Annotated in this window: 19 protein-coding genes; 8 read left to right on the top strand and 11 right to left on the bottom strand. The window is 34.3% G+C overall.

The genetic code is table 11. The features are described from left to right. Positions 1-113: 113 nt before the first annotated feature. The 3 genes from PK35_RS01220 (at position 114) to acs (ending at position 4124) form a co-directional block, all read left to right on the top strand. Positions 114-1610, top strand: coding sequence for an aldehyde dehydrogenase family protein (locus tag PK35_RS01220; RefSeq protein WP_044624831.1), 1497 nt, complete (start codon positions 114-116; stop codon positions 1608-1610). A gap of 212 nt (positions 1611-1822) precedes the next feature. Next, positions 1823-2179 (top strand): DUF779 domain-containing protein, encoded by a 357-nt coding sequence (locus PK35_RS01215; RefSeq protein ID WP_044624830.1) that lies wholly within the window; start codon positions 1823-1825, stop codon positions 2177-2179. Positions 2180-2216: 37 nt separating this feature from the next. Next, entirely contained in the window at positions 2217-4124 is a 1908-nt protein-coding gene (acs, locus tag PK35_RS01210) for an acetate--CoA ligase (protein WP_044624829.1), read from the top strand. Here acs and PK35_RS01205 read toward each other — a convergent pair whose 3' ends face one another. Genes PK35_RS01205 through PK35_RS01190 form a run of 4 tightly spaced genes read right to left on the bottom strand, consistent with a single transcriptional unit; the run spans position 4125 to position 8618 of the window. Then, complete coding sequence (locus PK35_RS01205; protein WP_238320849.1) at positions 4125-4760, bottom strand: 3'-5' exonuclease; 636 nt, start codon at positions 4758-4760, stop codon at positions 4125-4127. A gap of 38 nt (positions 4761-4798) precedes the next feature. Beyond that, positions 4799-6715 carry a DUF294 nucleotidyltransferase-like domain-containing protein gene (locus PK35_RS01200; RefSeq protein ID WP_044624827.1) on the bottom strand — a complete coding sequence of 639 codons (1917 nt, stop codon included), beginning with the start codon at positions 6713-6715 and terminating at the stop codon, positions 4799-4801. A gap of 24 nt (positions 6716-6739) precedes the next feature. Continuing rightward, the gene (locus PK35_RS01195) at positions 6740-7354 is read right to left on the bottom strand and encodes a fumarylacetoacetate hydrolase family protein (protein ID WP_044624826.1); all 615 of its coding nucleotides are present in this window, start codon (positions 7352-7354) and stop codon (positions 6740-6742) included. A 52-nt stretch (positions 7355-7406) separates the two neighbouring features. Next, a complete protein-coding gene (locus tag PK35_RS01190) occupies positions 7407-8618 on the bottom strand; it encodes a multidrug effflux MFS transporter (RefSeq protein WP_044624825.1) in 1212 nt (403 codons plus the stop codon). Between the two features lie 100 nt (positions 8619-8718). Here PK35_RS01190 and PK35_RS01185 point away from each other — a divergent pair, with 100 nt between their 5' ends. Further along, positions 8719-9303: a Crp/Fnr family transcriptional regulator gene (locus PK35_RS01185; protein ID WP_044624824.1), complete on the top strand. Its 585-nt coding sequence runs from the start codon at positions 8719-8721 to the stop codon at positions 9301-9303. Positions 9304-9409: 106 nt separating this feature from the next. Continuing rightward, the gene (locus PK35_RS01180) at positions 9410-9979 is read left to right on the top strand and encodes a YceI family protein (RefSeq protein WP_044624823.1); all 570 of its coding nucleotides are present in this window, start codon (positions 9410-9412) and stop codon (positions 9977-9979) included. 70 nt (positions 9980-10049) lie between these two features. Here PK35_RS01180 and PK35_RS01175 read toward each other — a convergent pair whose 3' ends face one another. The 4 genes from PK35_RS01175 to PK35_RS01160 form a co-directional block, all read right to left on the bottom strand. Further along, positions 10050-10613, bottom strand: coding sequence for a DUF1579 domain-containing protein (locus PK35_RS01175; RefSeq protein WP_044624822.1), 564 nt, complete (start codon positions 10611-10613; stop codon positions 10050-10052). A 73-nt stretch (positions 10614-10686) separates the two neighbouring features. Further along, complete coding sequence (locus tag PK35_RS01170) at positions 10687-11367, bottom strand: PrsW family intramembrane metalloprotease (protein WP_044624821.1); 681 nt, start codon at positions 11365-11367, stop codon at positions 10687-10689. Next, complete coding sequence (locus tag PK35_RS01165) at positions 11368-11922, bottom strand: NUDIX hydrolase (RefSeq protein WP_044624820.1); 555 nt, start codon at positions 11920-11922, stop codon at positions 11368-11370. Positions 11923-12042: 120 nt separating this feature from the next. Next, a complete protein-coding gene (locus tag PK35_RS01160; protein WP_044624819.1) occupies positions 12043-13131 on the bottom strand; it encodes a M42 family metallopeptidase in 1089 nt (362 codons plus the stop codon). 103 nt (positions 13132-13234) lie between these two features. On the opposite strand from PK35_RS01160, the gene PK35_RS01155 reads away from it, so the two are divergent. Genes PK35_RS01155 through PK35_RS01145 form a run of 3 tightly spaced genes read left to right on the top strand, consistent with a single transcriptional unit; the run spans position 13235 to position 15037 of the window. Further along, complete coding sequence (locus tag PK35_RS01155; RefSeq protein WP_044624818.1) at positions 13235-13918, top strand: DUF4294 domain-containing protein; 684 nt, start codon at positions 13235-13237, stop codon at positions 13916-13918. After that, positions 13918-14544 (top strand): PAQR family membrane homeostasis protein TrhA, encoded by a 627-nt coding sequence (gene trhA / locus PK35_RS01150; protein ID WP_044624817.1) that lies wholly within the window; start codon positions 13918-13920, stop codon positions 14542-14544. The genes PK35_RS01155 and trhA overlap by 1 nt, the downstream gene beginning before the upstream one ends. 1 nt (position 14545) lies before the next feature. After that, positions 14546-15037 (top strand): GNAT family N-acetyltransferase, encoded by a 492-nt coding sequence (locus PK35_RS01145; RefSeq protein WP_044624816.1) that lies wholly within the window; start codon positions 14546-14548, stop codon positions 15035-15037. Positions 15038-15124: 87 nt separating this feature from the next. Here the strand turns inward: PK35_RS01145 and PK35_RS01140 are convergent, their stop codons facing one another. The 3 genes from PK35_RS01140 to PK35_RS01130 are packed head-to-tail and all read right to left on the bottom strand — an operon-like array spanning position 15125 to position 16614. Continuing rightward, positions 15125-15553 (bottom strand): DUF4268 domain-containing protein, encoded by a 429-nt coding sequence (locus PK35_RS01140; protein ID WP_044625195.1) that lies wholly within the window; start codon positions 15551-15553, stop codon positions 15125-15127. A gap of 43 nt (positions 15554-15596) precedes the next feature. Continuing rightward, positions 15597-15899 (bottom strand): GIY-YIG nuclease family protein, encoded by a 303-nt coding sequence (locus PK35_RS01135; RefSeq protein WP_044624815.1) that lies wholly within the window; start codon positions 15897-15899, stop codon positions 15597-15599. A 40-nt stretch (positions 15900-15939) separates the two neighbouring features. Next, complete coding sequence (locus tag PK35_RS01130; protein WP_044624814.1) at positions 15940-16614, bottom strand: ZIP family metal transporter; 675 nt, start codon at positions 16612-16614, stop codon at positions 15940-15942. Positions 16615-16635: the final 21 nt, after the last annotated feature.

Raw genomic sequence — 16635 nt, 5'->3', positions numbered from 1 at the left:
AATTAACTATGTTTTTAGGTGTAAAAATGAGATTTGTTAAAAAATGTTAACGTATTAATTATTCTAAAATCATCAGTTAGTAATTCATGTTAAACTAAAATAAATAAGAAAAAATGAGTTATTCTAAACCAGAATTTAAAGCTTCCTACGGAAATTTTATAAACGGAAAATTTGTCGATCCAATTGGAGGCGCGTATTTTGAAAACACGTCGCCTATAGATAAATCGTTAATAGCAAAATACCCAAGATCACAAAAAGAAGATGTTGAATTAGCATTAGATGCGGCGAATGCGGCTAAAGAAAGTTGGGGTAACACCTCGGCTACAGAACGTGCTGCTTTGCTAAATAAAGTTGCCGATATTATTGAAGCCAATTTAGAAGAATTTGCATTAGTTGATACCTGCGATAACGGTAAACCTATTCGCGAAACTTTAAATGCAGATATTCCTCTTTGTGTAGATCATTGGCGCTATTTTGCAGCTTGTATTCGTGCCGAAGAAGGTAGCGCAACCGAGTTAGATTCCAATACATTATCAATGAATATTAAAGAGCCATTGGGGGTAGTTGGCCAAATTATTCCCTGGAATTTTCCATTATTAATGCTCTCTTGGAAATTACCCCCAGCTTTGGCTACTGGTAACTGCGTGGTGTTAAAACCTGCAGAACAAACGCCATCTTCTGCTACCTTATTAATGGAAAAAATAGCCGATGTATTCCCTCCAGGTGTTATAAATATTGTACATGGCTTTGGTCCAGAAGCTGGAAAACCCATAGCATCAAGTTCTAGGGTTGATAAAGTGGCTTTTACAGGCGAGACTACCACAGGACAACTAATTATGCAATATGCCTCTAAAAACCTAAATCCGGTAACTATGGAGTTGGGTGGTAAATCGCCAAATATTTTCTTTAATAGTGTTATGGATGCCGATGATGCTTATCTGGATAAAGCTATTGAAGGCGCTGTGTTATTCGCTTTTAATCAAGGAGAAGTTTGTACTTGTCCGTCGCGTATTTTAGTTCAAGAAGATATTTACGACAAGTTTATGGAACGTGTTGTGACTCGAACCGAAGCCATAGTTCAAAATAGTCCATACGATTCAAGCTGTATGGTTGGTGCGCAAGTCTCAAACGACCAATACGAAAAAATTCAATCGTACATAAATATTGGTAAAGAAGAAGGTGCCAAAGTACTATGTGGTGGTGGTGCTAATAAGGATGGCGATTTAGCAAATGGATATTTTATTAAGCCAACAATTTTAGAAGGCCATAATAAAATGCGAGTCTTTCAAGAAGAAATTTTTGGGCCTGTAGTTTGTGTTACAAAGTTTAAAGATGAAGCAGAAGCCATAGAAATTGCAAACGATACGCTATATGGTTTAGGTGCTGGTGTTTGGACCCGTGATGCACATCAATTATATCAAATACCGCGAGCTATAAAAGCGGGTAGAGTGTGGGTGAATTGTTATCATGCGTATCCAGCTCATGCGCCATTTGGTGGCTACAAAAAGTCTGGTTTTGGTAGAGAAAATCATGTGATGATGTTAGACCATTATCGCCAAACCAAAAACATGTTAATTTCTTACGATAAAAACAAATTAGGATTCTTTTAATAGTATTTAAAACGATTAAGAATTGTTGACAGTAAATTTATTAAATCCTCTATTTTAGGTTTTGGTTTATTATGGTTGGAAAGGCTGAATATTTTCGTTCAGCCTTTTTTATTTTTCAAAAAGTTTTCCCTTCAAACCAAATGAAAACATAATTATTTATTAAAAGCTAAAATTGAATCAATTATATAAAAAAACTTTATTAATTTAATAATATGGAACGTATTGCAATTACAGCAGAAGCAGCCGAAATAGTTAAGCAATTAAAAGAAAAACACGGTGCATTAATTTTTCATCAAAGTGGAGGTTGTTGCGATGGATCTTCACCCATGATTTTTGAAAAAGAAGATATGTATCTAGATGAAAGTGATGTGTTTTTAGGTACACTTGAAGGTGTGAATTTTTATATGAATAAAGATCAATTTGAATATTGGAAACACACACATTTAACGGTAGGCATTACAGAAGGCCGTGGCGCCAGTTTTTCTTTAGAAATACCTTTAGGCTTACGTTTTATTATTCATTCTAGATTATTAACACCCGAAGAAGAAACATTTTTTAGTAAGAAATAGAAATGCTATTTTTAGCGAAATAAAAACTAAATAATTCATGAGTAATTACCACATAAAGCACTTAGAAGAGTATTATCAAGTCTACAGAAAATCAATAAGAGAGCCAGAAAACTTCTGGGAAGAAATAGCCGAAGAGCATTTTATGTGGCGTAAAAAATGGGACAAGGTTTTAAGTTGGGACTTTAGTAAACCCGAAGTAAAATGGTTTGAAGGTGCACAGCTTAACATTACCGAAAATTGTATCGATAGGCATTTAGCCACTCGAGGCGATAAAACAGCGATTTTATTTGAACCCAATAATCCAGATGAAGAAGCCGAACATATAACTTACAGTCAGTTGCATCAGCGTGTTTGTAAATTCGCTAATGTTTTAAAATCTCAAGGTGTTAAAAAGGGCGATCGCGTTTGTATTTATTTACCAATGATTCCTGAATTGGCAATTTCAGTATTAGCTTGTGCTAGAATTGGAGCTATTCATTCGGTTGTGTTCGCAGGATTTTCATCATCGGCATTAGCCACACGAATTAACGATAGCGATTGTAAAATGGTTATTACTAGTGATGGATCGTATCGTGGCTCTAAAACCATCGATTTAAAAGGTATTGTAGATGATGCCTTAGAAGATTGCCAAGGTGTAAATTCGGTTTTAGTAGCAAAACGTATCCATTCAGAAATTGAAATGAAAGCAGGTCGAGACCACTGGTTACAACCACTTTTAGATGACGCTAGCGATGTATGTAAAGCCGAAATTATGAATGCTGAAGATCCGTTGTTTATTCTTTATACATCCGGTTCTACAGGAAAACCAAAAGGTATGGTACACACCACTGCTGGCTATATGGTTTATACCGCTTATACATTTAAAAACGTATTTCAATACCGCGAAAAAGATGTGTATTGGTGTACTGCAGATATTGGCTGGATTACAGGCCATAGTTATATTGTTTACGGGCCTTTATGTAACGGTGCTACGTCTGTTATGTTTGAAGGCGTGCCAAGTTACCCAGATTTTGGTCGTTTTTGGGAAATTGTCGAGAAACACAAAGTCAATCAATTTTACACAGCACCAACAGCTATTCGTGCTTTAGCCAAGGAAGGTGTTGACCATTTAGAAAAGCATGATTTAACCTCATTGAAAGTTCTAGGAACAGTAGGTGAACCAATTAATGAAGAAGCATGGCATTGGTACGACGATAACGTTGGAAAGAAAAAATCACCAATAGTTGATACGTGGTGGCAAACCGAAACAGGAGGCATAATGATTTCTCCAATTCCGTTTGTAACACCAACGAAACCAACTTATGCAACTTTGCCGTTTATTGGTATTCAGCCTGCTTTAATGGATGAAAACGGGCAAGAAATTAAAGGTAATCAAGTCGATGGACGCTTGTGTGTTAAGTTCCCTTGGCCAAGTATGGCACGAACCATTTGGGGGAATCATCAACGTTACAAAGACACCTATTTTTCAGCGTTTGAAAATAAATATTTTACGGGTGATGGCGCACTACGCGACGAAGTTGGTTATTATCGTATTACAGGTCGTGTTGACGATGTTATTATTGTTTCTGGCCATAATTTAGGAACCGCACCAATTGAAGATGCTATAAACGAGCATCCAGCAGTTGCAGAAAGTGCTATTGTTGGTTTTCCTCATGACATTAAAGGTAATGCCCTTTACGGCTATGTTACTTTAAAAGAAACGGGAGAAAGTAGAGATCAAAATAACTTGCGTAAGGAAATTAATCAATTAATTACAGAGCAAATTGGACCTATTGCCAAATTGGATAAAATACAATTTACAGCAGGTTTACCTAAAACCCGAAGTGGTAAAATCATGCGTCGTATTCTGCGCAAAATAGCTTGTAAAGATACCAGTAATTTAGGCGATACAAGTACCTTGCTAAACCCTGAAATTGTTCAAGGTATAATGGATGAGGCGTTGTAATTAGCGCCCCAATAAATAGCCCCATTTTAGATTTTTACGTTTATCTAAGCGCGCTAAAATTTTTAAAAATACCATAGCAGTAATAAGCGCATCGCCACTGGCGGTGTGCCTATCTTCTTTGGTTACGTTTAACTCATCAGATAAATCGTCTAAACTATAGTGTTCCTTTAAATTATCGCGATAAATAATATGTTTCGATTTGTTGTATAAAATACCCGTGTCTATAAAACGGTTTTTTAGTTTATCTAAACCGTTTCTTATTAGCATTTCGTTTACCATTTTTTTATCGAAACCCGCATGATGCGCGACTAGAACAGCATCTTTTATATAGTCTAAAAATAGTTTTATAGCTTCGATTTCAGTTATTTTTTGTAACGATCCTTTTTTTAGTAAACCATGAATTTTAACAGTTTCGGGTTTAAAAACATCTTGTTCTATGTATATTTCTAAACTTTGATTGACTTGAATTGTTTTACCCGTTATAGAAACGGCTCCAATTGATAAAATACGATCGGTTTTTGAATCAAAACCAGTAGTTTCAGTATCGAAAGCAACAAAACGCGTTTCTTGTATAATACCTCTTTTTTTTGATTTGAATGTGTTTAAATATTCCAACCAAAAGTCGGGATAATTCACCTCATTTTTTTTTCTCTTAAACCAATTGAACACCATATTTAGCCAAAGTTTTTTAAATCGAATTTAAATTTTAAGGTTTCTTGTATTTCGTTAATGGGTTTAAAACAGCGGCGTAGTTTTAGTTTTTCTTCTTTTGTTAAACTTTCTAATTCAATAAACTTTCCAGAGTTTTTATGCAATAAACCTTGTCTGGCTTTAAATTTTGAAAGCGCTTTAAAAGCATAAGAGCAGGAGTGATAGAGTTCTTTGTTTTCAGGCTCTAATTCTGCCATTTTTTCGTAACGTTCTGCCGTATTGTTAATACCTTTTACTTTATTTATTAAAACAAGTAATCTTGCCGAATCAATAAGTGGCATTAAAGCACGGTTTTTTATATTAAATAAATCTTTTTGCTCGCCGTTTTGCTCCACCAAAAATTGTTTAAAGAAACCAACTGGCGACGGACTTTTTATGGCATCTCTTCCTAAATATTTAAAAAATAAAGAGGTTTGATCGATGGTTTCAAAAATAGTATCAGTTAAAGTATCAACTAAGGTGTCGTTTCCATAAATATAACTATAATCGAAAAATATAGATGAAAGCAGTACCGCCTTTTCATCGGGTTCTAAAATCCAATTTTTAAATTGCTCTTGCCATTCGCTAACCGATTTACACCATTCGGGGTTGCTTGCCATCATATCAGCTTCACAATATTCAAATCCAATTTTATTTAATCGTTCGGTAACACGTTTGGCAAGTTCTAAGAAATAGGTTTTAGTTTTTTCGTAATCGGCTTCAGGAACATCTTCAAAAATTAAAGCGTTATCTTGGTCGGTAAACAATAATTGTTCACGTCTCCCTTGGCTACCTAATGCTAACCACGCAAACGAAACTGGTGGTTCTGTAGCCATTTTACTTACGGCAATTTCAATGGCTTTGTGGGTTACAGCATCGTTAATTTGCGCCATAATTTTCACAATATGCGAAATAGGTATGTTTTGCTCTAAATAACTTTTAAGGAGCGTATTTGCTTTTAAGCGCGCTGTTCTTAGTTTTTTAGTTCGGTTAGCACGTTTAATTTCTTTTAAAATCACCGAAGGATTATTTCCTAAGGTAACTAACACGTCATGATGTGTTAAAATACCTATAGCCTCAGAATTTGTAGTACCATCTTTTGTAATGCATAAATGCCCAATACTATTTTTAATCATTTGTAATTGGCCATCGGCGACAGTAATGTCGGGTTTACTGGTTATAACGGGCGAAGTCATAATATCGGTAACCACAGTTTCAATAGGGAATTTACCAGTAGCAATTTTATTTTTTATATCGCTATTTGTAATCATACCAACCGGATGCTTCTTGCTGTTCGTTACAATAATACAACCAATTTTTAGCGTACTCATTTTAATAGCGGCATCACGAATAATAGTATTTTCTTTGCAGGTAACTGGGTTCTTGGTATATTCTGCAGTTTGAAAATTAACAATATCGTTGGATGTGGTAGGTATATAATCTACAAAAACTTCGGCGTTTTCTTCAGCGGTATAAGGGTCGTAAGCATTTGTAGCGAAGGCTGTAATTAAATATTTATAAACTTTTGCGTTGTTATCTGTTACCGATTGAAAAATCGCAATTGGTACGGCATACACAATAGATTCTTCGTTAGCGGTTGCTGTTAGTTTATAATTTTCTTTGGCAATAAGTGGGCGAACGCCAAAAACATCGCCCACATCGTTTATGTTTAAGTTTTTTTCAACGCCATTAAGATTGTAATGCAATGTGATGGCACCATCTCTAACCATGTAGAAATGTTCGTTAAAATGATCTCCTTGATTAAACACTGTATCGCCTTTTTCTAAATACATGATATTGACTTCGGAAGCGATTTTTAGTAAATCGGAAGTATTAATCATATTAAAGGGCGGATACTTATTAAAAAAATCGGCTACACGCTCTGCAATAGAGTTTTTCATAATGACATTCTAAACTGAAAGGTATTAAACTAATTTAAAATCTAGTAATAATTCGCCTTCAATTGAAGCTTGTAATTGGTCGCCTTTTATGTTTAAACCAGCTCCTGAAGCTGGCGTTCCAGAAAATATAATATCACCAGGTTCTAAAGTCATATATTGAGAAACAAAAGAAATAATTTCGCTAAAATTATAAATCATTAAGCTAGAATTACCTATTTGTTTTGATTCACCATTAATTTTTAAATCGAAATTTATATTATTTAAATCAGGAAATGCGCTAATAGGTTTAAAGTTCGATATTGGTGAAGCTCCATCAAAACCTTTTGCTAGTGCCCAAGGCCCTTTACTTTCCCTGCTTTTGGCTAGAACATCTTTAGCAGTATAATCGATACCAACGGCTATTTCAGAAATGTATGATTCTGCATCAGCTTCTAAAATATTTTTTCCTTGCTTTCCTATTTTCGCAACAAGCTCAACTTCATAAGCTAATTGTTCTGTTATGGCTGGAAAAGGAATATCGGCGTTATTGGTTACTAAAGTAGAATTGGCTTTTACAAAAATGGTTTGAAACCCCGTTTTTACAGCATCAATTTCAGATTTATCATTAACGTAGTTCTTTCCAATACCTATTATTTTCATGATTTAAAGTTTAATTGTTTTTAAATCATAAAAGTAATAAATAAAGGTAATTTTAAGCGTTAGCTAAAGCTCTTTTTTGCTTTCTTTTTAAGCCTAAAAAAACAAGTACCGATAAGATTCCGAAAAAGGAAAACCCTAAAAATAAAGGTAACACCGATGTTTTTACATAAGTACCAATAAAATTAGCGATAGGCACTGCTAACACGGTAGATAAAAAACCATTTACAGCTGCACCAATGCCAGCAATATGCCCAAGTGGTTGCATTGCTAAGGCGCGTAAATTTCCAAAAAGGAAACCTACAGCAAAAAATTGTAAAGCAAAAAAGCCAATTAAAATATAAATATTGGGGTTGTTGCCATTAAAAAATAATACTACAAATAATAATGAAATTGCAGCATAAGCAACACAAGCTTTAAAAGCGATATTAAACATACCAAAACGCTCTACCAAACGACTGTTTAAAAAGGTGGCTAAACCAATAGAAATAGCTAAACTCGCAAAAATATAAGGGAACATTTCTGCCAGTTTATATTGTTCTTGGAAGATTTGTTGCGACGTACTTAAATACACCATAAACGATCCTGTAATAAAACCAGAAATAAAGGTGTAAGCCACAGCTTCTCCACTTTTAAAAAACTTTTTTGTACCATCGATGTATAGACTCGACGAAAACTTAATACGATTTGCTTTTGCTAATGTTTCAGGTTGTCTTAACCAAAACCAAACCATAATACCAACACCAAATATGAGGTTGAAATAAAATATAGATTCCCAATTAAATAAATGAAATAAGAACTGGCCCAAAGTTGGTGCTATTACTGGAATTAGTAGAAAAAACATAACGATAATCGAGATGATTTTAGCCATATAATCACCTTCAAATTGATCGCGAACCATAGAAATACTAATAGTTCGTGCCGAAGCTAAACCAAACCCTTGCAAGGTTCGTCCAATAATCATTATCGTAAAACTTTCGGTAGTTAAACAAAAAATACTGGCAATTATAAAAATTACAAATCCCACGTAAACTATGGGTTTTCGTCCAAAACTATCCGATAATGGCCCTAAAACTAATTGTCCGCAACCAATACCTAAAAAAATCATGGTAATTAATAATTGATTTTTACTTGGGTCGGTTACATTTAAAGTATTACCTATTTCAGGAATTGCAGGTAAAAGGGCATCAATAGATAGGGCAACGATAGACATTAATGAAGCCATTAAGGCCACAAATTCAAACTTAAATTCTTGAGGTTTTTGCATGCGGCAAAATTAGATTAAATACTTTAGCCAAAATCATATTTGTCATTTATTAACATAATCTTATAATTGGTAAATTTGATACTTAAACTATCTTTGGAACATGGAAATACAACCACTTCTAAATTATATAAAAAAGGAAATAGATCTTACTCCAGACGAAGAAGCATTACTAACGCAGAAAGTAATTTTTAGAACGTATTTAAAAAATCAGTTTATAATACAGCAAGGTGATGTTTGTAAATTTCAATGTTTTGTAATTTCGGGTTGTACCAAAACGTTTTATGCCGATGATGATGGGCAAGAACATATTATGATGTTTTCTATTGAAGATTGGTGGGCATCGGATATGGGTAGTTTTATCACACAAACTGCCGCCGATTTTAATGTACAATGTTTAGAGAAAACCCAAGTGGCTATGTTCGATTATCATGATATGGAAACCTTGTGCAAAGAAATTCCAAAATTAGAACGTTTTTTTAGGATTATAATTCAGCGCGGTTTCGTATCACTTCAAAAACGATTAATACGTAATTTTAGCCTTCCTGCTAAAGAACGTTACTTGTATTTTAGAAATCAGTACCCTAAAATAGAACAACGTATTCCGCAGTATATGTTAGCTTCATACCTTGGTATTACTAAGGAATTCCTCAGTAAAATAAAAAGCCAAATACTATTAGAACAATAAAAGTTAAACTAGTTTAATATTATTTAATAATCTACTTCATTTTATAGGTTGTACAATGGTTGCATCTTTGCCATATAAATTTTAATACATTTTAAACCTATAAAAAATGAAACATTCAGTTAAAAGCTTAACAGCATTTGTTATAGTTGCTTTTGCTACATTCTCTGTGCAAGCACAAAAAAAATCAATTAAAACCGATGAAAGCCAATTAGTGTGGAAAGGTTACAAAGTTACCGGTTCTCACGAAGGAACAATTGCCATAAAATCAGGCTCGTTAACCTTTGAAGCAGATAAATTAGTAGGTGGCGAGTTTGTGGTAGATATGACTACTATTGGTGCAACAGATTTAGAAGGTGACTATAAAGGACAATTAGATGGTCACTTAAAATCTGATGATTTCTTTGGAGTAGAAGCACACCCAACAGCAACTTTAGTATTTACAAAAGTAAAAGCCTCTGGTAAAAATGCTTACGAAGTAAAAGGTGATTTAACCATTAAAGGAAAAACTAATCCAGTTGATTTTAAAATATCAATTTATGGTAGTAAAGCTACAGCGGCTTTAAAAGTAGATAGAACTAAATACGATGTACGTTACGGTTCTACAAGCTTTTTCGACGATTTAAAAGATAAAGCTATTTACGATGAATTCGATTTAGTAGCCGATTTACAATTTTAATAGCAACGTTGTACAAACTACTCTCTCTTTAAAGAGTTCTCAAATGCGTGAGAACTCTTTTTTAGTTTAATTACTTTTTCTTGGAATATAAAATTTCCATGTTTTTAATTTCTTGTCCGTCCATAATCATAAACATTTCAAATTTATGAGAATCTTCGGTTAAAATTTTAAAAACCTCTTTCACTTTTATGGTTTGTTCGCTAGCCGGATCGAACATATCTCCCTCGAGTACTAAGGTGTTTGTTGCTTCATCTAGCTGGCCTTTCATAAGCATAATGCTGCTTCCAAAGTTATCAATCCAGGTTGCAATAAATTCTTTTTTAGCAATATCGTAACCAGTAATGCTTTCACCCATAAAAGGCATTCCCATCATTTCGCCACTATGGCTAGAGCGTTGGTACAAACCATTTAAAATCATTTCGTTTGTGGTTGAAGCCTCCGATTCTGTTGCTGGTTGCGTAGGGTCCATCCACATTTTTATTTTAGCATGCCATTCACCATTCATAGTTGATAACCATTCGTGGTATTTTCCGGGAGTCATGTTTTTTTGCCATGCTTCCATTTCTTCTTGGGTTTGCGAAAAAGTATTAATACAGAAAAGTACTAATACCATTGAGAAAAGTAATTTTTTCATGTTTTATAATAGTAAGAAGTTGATAATTATAAATATATGAAAAAAAATAGGGCAAAATAAGATGCCTTTGAATTTAAATGACATCTTTAAAATTTGAATTTTTTTGATGTTGTTTTATAGCCTTCCGCGAAAGCAAAATCCCAATAAAAAGCGATATAAATACGCCCACCCAAATACCAGGAACAAAGTCTATAAACAAAAAGAAATCGTAAGCACCATGAAATAATACAGCAAGAAATAACCCGCTTAAATTCAATAGAATTCGGTTTTTAGAGAACTTCGCTTTGCCCATTAAAAAGCCCATTAAAATACCAAAGGTTGCGTGCGCAGGTACTGCTGTGAATGCTCTTAAAAATGCCACTTGGTAACCACCTTCTAAAACATAGAATACATTTTCGGTAGCTGCAAAACCCATAGAAACCATTACAGCGTAAACAATGCCATCAAAAGGTTCGTTAAAATCGGGTTTAGGCTGTGCATAGTAGCGTACAATAATGTATTTGCTAAATTCTTCACTTAAACCAACAACAAAAAAGGCTTGAATAAATTGCTGGATAATGCTCGTCTCATTGGTTAGTGGTAACACAATATTGAAGGCATAATACAGTATTGTGGTAATTATAATACTGGCGATAGCTCCGAATAGAAAACTAATAATTAAGAGTTTTGTTGGCTCTTTTTCGTATAAATCGCGGGTATAAATGTAGATTATAATAACAAAAATAGGAGCGATGGCCGTAAGTAATAAACTCATTTAGCTAAGTTTTTCTTCAATTTTATGACAAACAAGTTCGTAGTATTTTTTGTTACTAGGAACAAAATGATTGTCGTTATTGCCTAATGTTTTTATTAAGGTTTTAAATTCTTGAAGTGTAACCAGTTTTAAGGCATCGACTTCTTCGGGTTGTGGAGTAAGTTGATTTAGGGTTGAAGTAAATTCGGCTATAAAGGTGTTGTGGAATTCGTTGTCTTGAATACCGTTATCGTACGATTGAAAACATTCAAAAACACCAATTTTTTCTAAATCGGCTTCGTTTATCTTTAAACCTATTTCTTCATGAGTTTCTCTAACGGTGGCTTGTTCTGCAGTTTCGCCCGCATCTATATGTCCAGCAACCGAAACATCCCAAAGTAACGGACAAATAAGTTTTTTAGCACTGCGTTGCGATAATAAAATATCGCCGTTTTTTGTGTAAAGCCATAAATGCGCCGTATTGTGAAATAACCCTTTGGCATGAATAACCGATTTTAATGCAGTTTCGCCAGTTGGGTTGCCGTTTTGGTCTACGATGTCTATGAGTTCGTCCATGTAAATTGAATCAGTTAGAACCTTGTTAAGAAACTTAATAAAGTTCTTTTGATGTTCTATTGTTTGTTGATAAGATAAGTTCCAATAAAAAAGATTCCCGCTTTCGCGGGAATTTAAATGTTATTCAAAATAACTAAACGTATCGCCGTCTTTAATGTTAAGCAGCGTTTCGTAAATTAATTTTATCACGTTTTCAACATCACTTTTGTGTACCATTTCTACGGTAGTATGCATGTAGCGTAGTGGCAATGAAATAAGTGCCGAAGCTACACCGCCATTGCTGTAAGCAAAAGCATCGGTATCGGTTCCGGTAGCGCGCGATAATGCCGAACGTTGAAAAGGAATGTCTTTAGCTTCAGCCGTATCGGTAATTAAATCGCGTAATTTTTGTTGTACTGCAGGCGCATAAGCAACAACAGGACCTTTACCAATTTCTAAATGACCTTCTTTTTTCATTTCAATCATTGGTGTTGTCGTATCGTGCGTAACATCGGTAACAATTGCTACGTTAGGTTTAATGGTTTGGGTAATCATTTCCGCACCGCGTAATCCTATTTCTTCTTGTACCGAATTGGTGATGTAAAGTCCAAATGGTAAGGTTTTGTTGTTTTCTTTAAGTAAGCGCGCTACTTCTGCAATCATGAATCCGCCCATGCGGTTATCTAAAGCGCGACAAACAAATTTATCACCGTTTAAAATATGGAATTCGTCAGGATAAGTAATAACACAACCCACGTGAATGCCCATACTTTCTACTTCGGCTTTATCCTTGGCACCAACATCAATGGTTATATTGTCTGGTTTTGGTGGTTCTTCGTTAGTTCGGCTACGTGTGTGAATCGCTGGCCATCCAAAAACACCTTTTACAATGCCGTTTTTAGTATGAATATTAACCACTTTACTAGGTGCAATTTGGTGATCGCTACCGCCATTTCTAATCACATAAATTAAACCATTATCCGAAATATAATTCACGTACCACGAAATCTCATCAGCATGTCCTTCGATAACCACTTTGTATTTTGCATCTGGATTTATAACACCAACGGCAGTACCGTAGGTATCGGTAATAAACTCATCTACATAAGGTTTTAGGTAATCCATCCATAGTTTTTGCCCCGTCCATTCATAACCTGTTGGAGCAGCATTATTCAAATATTTTTCTAAAAAGTCCATAGACTTTTCATTCAGTATGCTTTTGCTTGTCATTTAATAAAGTTTTGCACTAAAATAATAATATAAATAGAAAAAAAATGTTTTCCAGAGTGTAAATTAGTAATTTTGGCATAGTGAATGCTCCAGTATTTTACAGATGAACTATTTAAAGTATTTATTCCTAATTTGTCCGTTTTTGATGGTGGCTCAGGTAACTGAAACCGAGCAAGACACCACCGAAACAACTTACCTAATTATAAAAGGCGATTCCATTCCGCAAACTACTATCGATTTAGATGAGGTGATGCTATTGCATAAGTTGAAGTTTGATAGTAGAGAAGATAGAATACGCTATTTGATTTTACGCCGAAAGACCTTGAAAGTCTACCCATATGCTAAGTTAGCCGCAGACCGTTTAGATTCTATGAATACACGTTTAGCGACACTTACTAAAAGTCGCGATAAAAAACGATATACCAAACGTGTTCAGAAATATATTGAAGGTGAATTTTCGGAAGAATTAAAGAAATTTTCACGTACCGAAGGTCAGATTTTAGTAAAACTGATTCACAGACAAACCGGAATTACAGCTTTCGATTTAGTTAAAGAACTTCGCAATGGATGGCGGGCCTTTTGGTACAATACCACAGCAAGTATGTTTGATATTTCATTAAAGCGGGAGTTCGATCCGTTTAACGAAAAAGAAGATTATTTAATTGAAGATATCTTGCAACGCAACTTCCAAAGCGGACGCTTAGAACGCCAGAAATCGGCATTAGATTTCGATTTTTACGATCTCACCGATAAGTGGTTAAATTCAAAAGAACCTAAAGCAGAATAATGCGTATTCAAACACCTTTCGAGGAAAAACTAAATGCGGTTTCGCACGCCATTGGTGCCATTTTTGGTATCGTAGCCTTAATCCTTTTAGTGTTGCATAACACCGAAAAAACCACTTGGAGTTTATTTAGTGTGGTGGTTTATGGTATATCAATAATCGTGTTGTTTACGGCTTCAACCTTTTATCATGCGATGCGCAATGAAAAGCGTAAACACTATTTTAGAATTTTAGATCACATTAGCATTTACATTTTAATTGCGGGAACTTACACACCCGTATGTTTAATTGCGCTCGATGCTAGCAAGGGATGGCTCTTGTTTTATTTGGTTTGGGGTATTGCAGCTTTCGGACTCATTTTAAAACTATTCTTTACAGGAAAGTTTGAAGTGTTTTCAACACTTTTGTATTTGGTAATGGGCTGGTTAGTGGTGTTCGATTATAGTTATTTGGTGCAACAAATTGGAGATAGTGGCATTTGGCTCTTATTTGCGGGAGGATTAGCTTATACAGGCGGCATTGTGTTTTATGCCATCGAGAAAATACCGTTTAATCATGTTATTTGGCATGTATTTGTGTTGGCTGGAGCGGTGTTTCACTTTTTAATGGTTTACTTATATATTATTTAAAATGATTCGTATTATTTCAGCGGAAAACAAATCCGATTACATAACAATAGAAACTTTAGGGCGTACCATTTGGGAACACCATTACACACCAATAATTGGTAAAGCTCAGGTAGATTATATGCTTGAAAAGTATCAATCGGTTCCCGCTATTACTGAACAAGTTGAAACTGGATATTGTTATTATTTGCTCAATTTTAATCAAAAGACCGTAGGCTATATCGCCATAAAACCAGAAGTTGAAGCTTTATTTTTGAGTAAAATTTATGTGTTATATGACTATAGAGGAAAGGGTATAGGCAAAAGCGCCATACAATTTATAGAAGCTGAAGCAGCACGTTTAAACTTGCCTAAAATTAGACTTACTGTAAACCGTGATAACAGTAATTCCATTAAAGCCTACGAAAAGATTGGGTTTAAAAAAACAGGTGAGTTAGTTACCGATATAGGAAATGGCTTTGTTATGGACGATTTGTTAATGGCGAAATTGGTTTAATTAGTCATTACGAGGCGTGTAACGACGAAGTAACCCTTTAATTTAATGAGATTGCCACATTACGCTAGGGCGTAATTCGCAATGACACTACCCTTCAATAACATCTTTATAGTCTTCAAAAAAGGCTTCAAAAAGACTCATGTTTTCATTGAAGAATTCCATAACCACTTGCCAAGTATTTTTATTGTGAATAGACACTTTTTCATTTAAAGACACGTAAATTCTAGAAACTTCTTTGTGGTTTTCTAAAAAATATTCTTCCTCAAAAATGGCATCGGGTAAAAAATCATCTTTTAAAATCGATTTTAAAGCTTCTAATTTTTCCCAATATTTAATGCGGAATTCCAAATCGTCTTCCACATCCAGCGCGACTAAAGCACTTTTGGTATCGAAATGAAATTTAAAACTGAAGCCTTTTAATTTTGTATCGTATAAAATCCATTTTCTTGGAAACGATTTTCCAAAACTGGTCCAGAATTCTTGTCGTAATATTCTTGATTCTTCTTTGCTAAACATATGTTCTCGTTTTGTCATTCTGCGCTACGACGCAGAATCCATTTTAGTTAAACCAATCGGAAGATAAATCTTTCCAATCAGCGTTATCTTTTTCAATCAAACCAATTTTCCATTGTCTTTTCCAGTTTTTTAACTGTTTTTCTCTTTTAATAGCATCATTAACATATTGAAAATGTTCTAAATAGATGAGTTTGTTTAAACTATATTTTTTAGTAAAACCTTCAACAAGTTTATTTTTATGTTCAAACATACGCCTTTCTAAATCATTTGTCATTCCAATATAGAGCGTGCCATTCTTTTTGTTTGAAAGAATATAAACATAAAAACTATATTGTCGATTATACATGATTTATGGATTCCGCATCAAGCGCGGAATGACAAAAAAATTACATCAAATAAGCCACAGCAACCCCTAAAATAATAGCGACAAATTTTGAAACATTAAATTTATGTCCGTCGCTACTTTCAAATAAAATGGTGGTCGAAATATGAAAAAATATACCAATTACCATCGCATTGATGCTTAAAACAGTACTTTCCTGTAAATTCGATAAATTTGAAATAAGTGTTCCCAGAGGCGTCATAAACATAAAAACAAGCAAAAATAAACCCATTTGTAATTTCGTAAACTTCGAGTGTAATAAAAACACGGTAATTAAGGTCGCAATAGGAATTTTGTGAACCAAAACGCCGTAAACCATATCGTTATGTTCGTGTATTGGGAAGCCTTCTAAAAAACTATGAATGCATAAACTTATAAATAATAACCATGGGAAATTGGCTTCATCTTTATGAATATGCACGTGCCCATGTTCGGCACCTTTCGAGAATAATTCCAAAACAATTTGCAACAAAATACCGCACATAATAAGCAAACCAATGCGTTTAGCCTCTAAATGATGATACACTTCTGGCAACAACTCAAAAAGCGTTAATGCCAACAAAAAAGCACCACTAAACGAGAGTAGGAGCTTGGTGTTCCACGATTTTTGCGATTTGGTAATAAAGGCCAAAATAACACCTAAAATAACGGCAAGTATGGGTAAAATAAAGTTAGTCATTAAAAAAATGGTCACAAAAAC

Origin of the sequence: Neotamlana nanhaiensis, from assembly GCF_000943555.1 — a bacterium.
Taxonomy (GTDB): domain Bacteria; phylum Bacteroidota; class Bacteroidia; order Flavobacteriales; family Flavobacteriaceae; genus Neotamlana; species Neotamlana nanhaiensis.
Note: the sequence above shows the minus strand (reverse complement) of the source record. Positions and strands in the feature narration are given on the sequence as shown.

Coding starts and splice junctions, on each gene's coding strand:
- PK35_RS01145 (WP_044624816.1), top strand. CDS start 14,546: ATGATTCGTATTATTTCAGCGGAAAACAAATCCGATTACATAACAATA.
- acs (WP_044624829.1), top strand. CDS start 2,217: ATGAGTAATTACCACATAAAGCACTTAGAAGAGTATTATCAAGTCTAC.
- PK35_RS01195 (WP_044624826.1), bottom strand. CDS start 7,354: ATGAAAATAATAGGTATTGGAAAGAACTACGTTAATGATAAATCTGAA.
- PK35_RS01215 (WP_044624830.1), top strand. CDS start 1,823: ATGGAACGTATTGCAATTACAGCAGAAGCAGCCGAAATAGTTAAGCAA.
- PK35_RS01170 (WP_044624821.1), bottom strand. CDS start 11,367: ATGAGTTTATTACTTACGGCCATCGCTCCTATTTTTGTTATTATAATC.
- PK35_RS01140 (WP_044625195.1), bottom strand. CDS start 15,553: ATGTTTAGCAAAGAAGAATCAAGAATATTACGACAAGAATTCTGGACC.
- trhA (WP_044624817.1), top strand. CDS start 13,918: ATGCGTATTCAAACACCTTTCGAGGAAAAACTAAATGCGGTTTCGCAC.
- PK35_RS01190 (WP_044624825.1), bottom strand. CDS start 8,618: ATGCAAAAACCTCAAGAATTTAAGTTTGAATTTGTGGCCTTAATGGCT.
- PK35_RS01135 (WP_044624815.1), bottom strand. CDS start 15,899: ATGTATAATCGACAATATAGTTTTTATGTTTATATTCTTTCAAACAAA.
- PK35_RS01165 (WP_044624820.1), bottom strand. CDS start 11,922: ATGGACGAACTCATAGACATCGTAGACCAAAACGGCAACCCAACTGGC.
- PK35_RS01175 (WP_044624822.1), bottom strand. CDS start 10,613: ATGAAAAAATTACTTTTCTCAATGGTATTAGTACTTTTCTGTATTAAT.
- PK35_RS01220 (WP_044624831.1), top strand. CDS start 114: ATGAGTTATTCTAAACCAGAATTTAAAGCTTCCTACGGAAATTTTATA.
- PK35_RS01130 (WP_044624814.1), bottom strand. CDS start 16,614: ATGACTAACTTTATTTTACCCATACTTGCCGTTATTTTAGGTGTTATT.
- PK35_RS01180 (WP_044624823.1), top strand. CDS start 9,410: ATGAAACATTCAGTTAAAAGCTTAACAGCATTTGTTATAGTTGCTTTT.
- PK35_RS01155 (WP_044624818.1), top strand. CDS start 13,235: ATGAACTATTTAAAGTATTTATTCCTAATTTGTCCGTTTTTGATGGTG.
- PK35_RS01160 (WP_044624819.1), bottom strand. CDS start 13,131: ATGACAAGCAAAAGCATACTGAATGAAAAGTCTATGGACTTTTTAGAA.
- PK35_RS01185 (WP_044624824.1), top strand. CDS start 8,719: ATGGAAATACAACCACTTCTAAATTATATAAAAAAGGAAATAGATCTT.
- PK35_RS01200 (WP_044624827.1), bottom strand. CDS start 6,715: ATGAAAAACTCTATTGCAGAGCGTGTAGCCGATTTTTTTAATAAGTAT.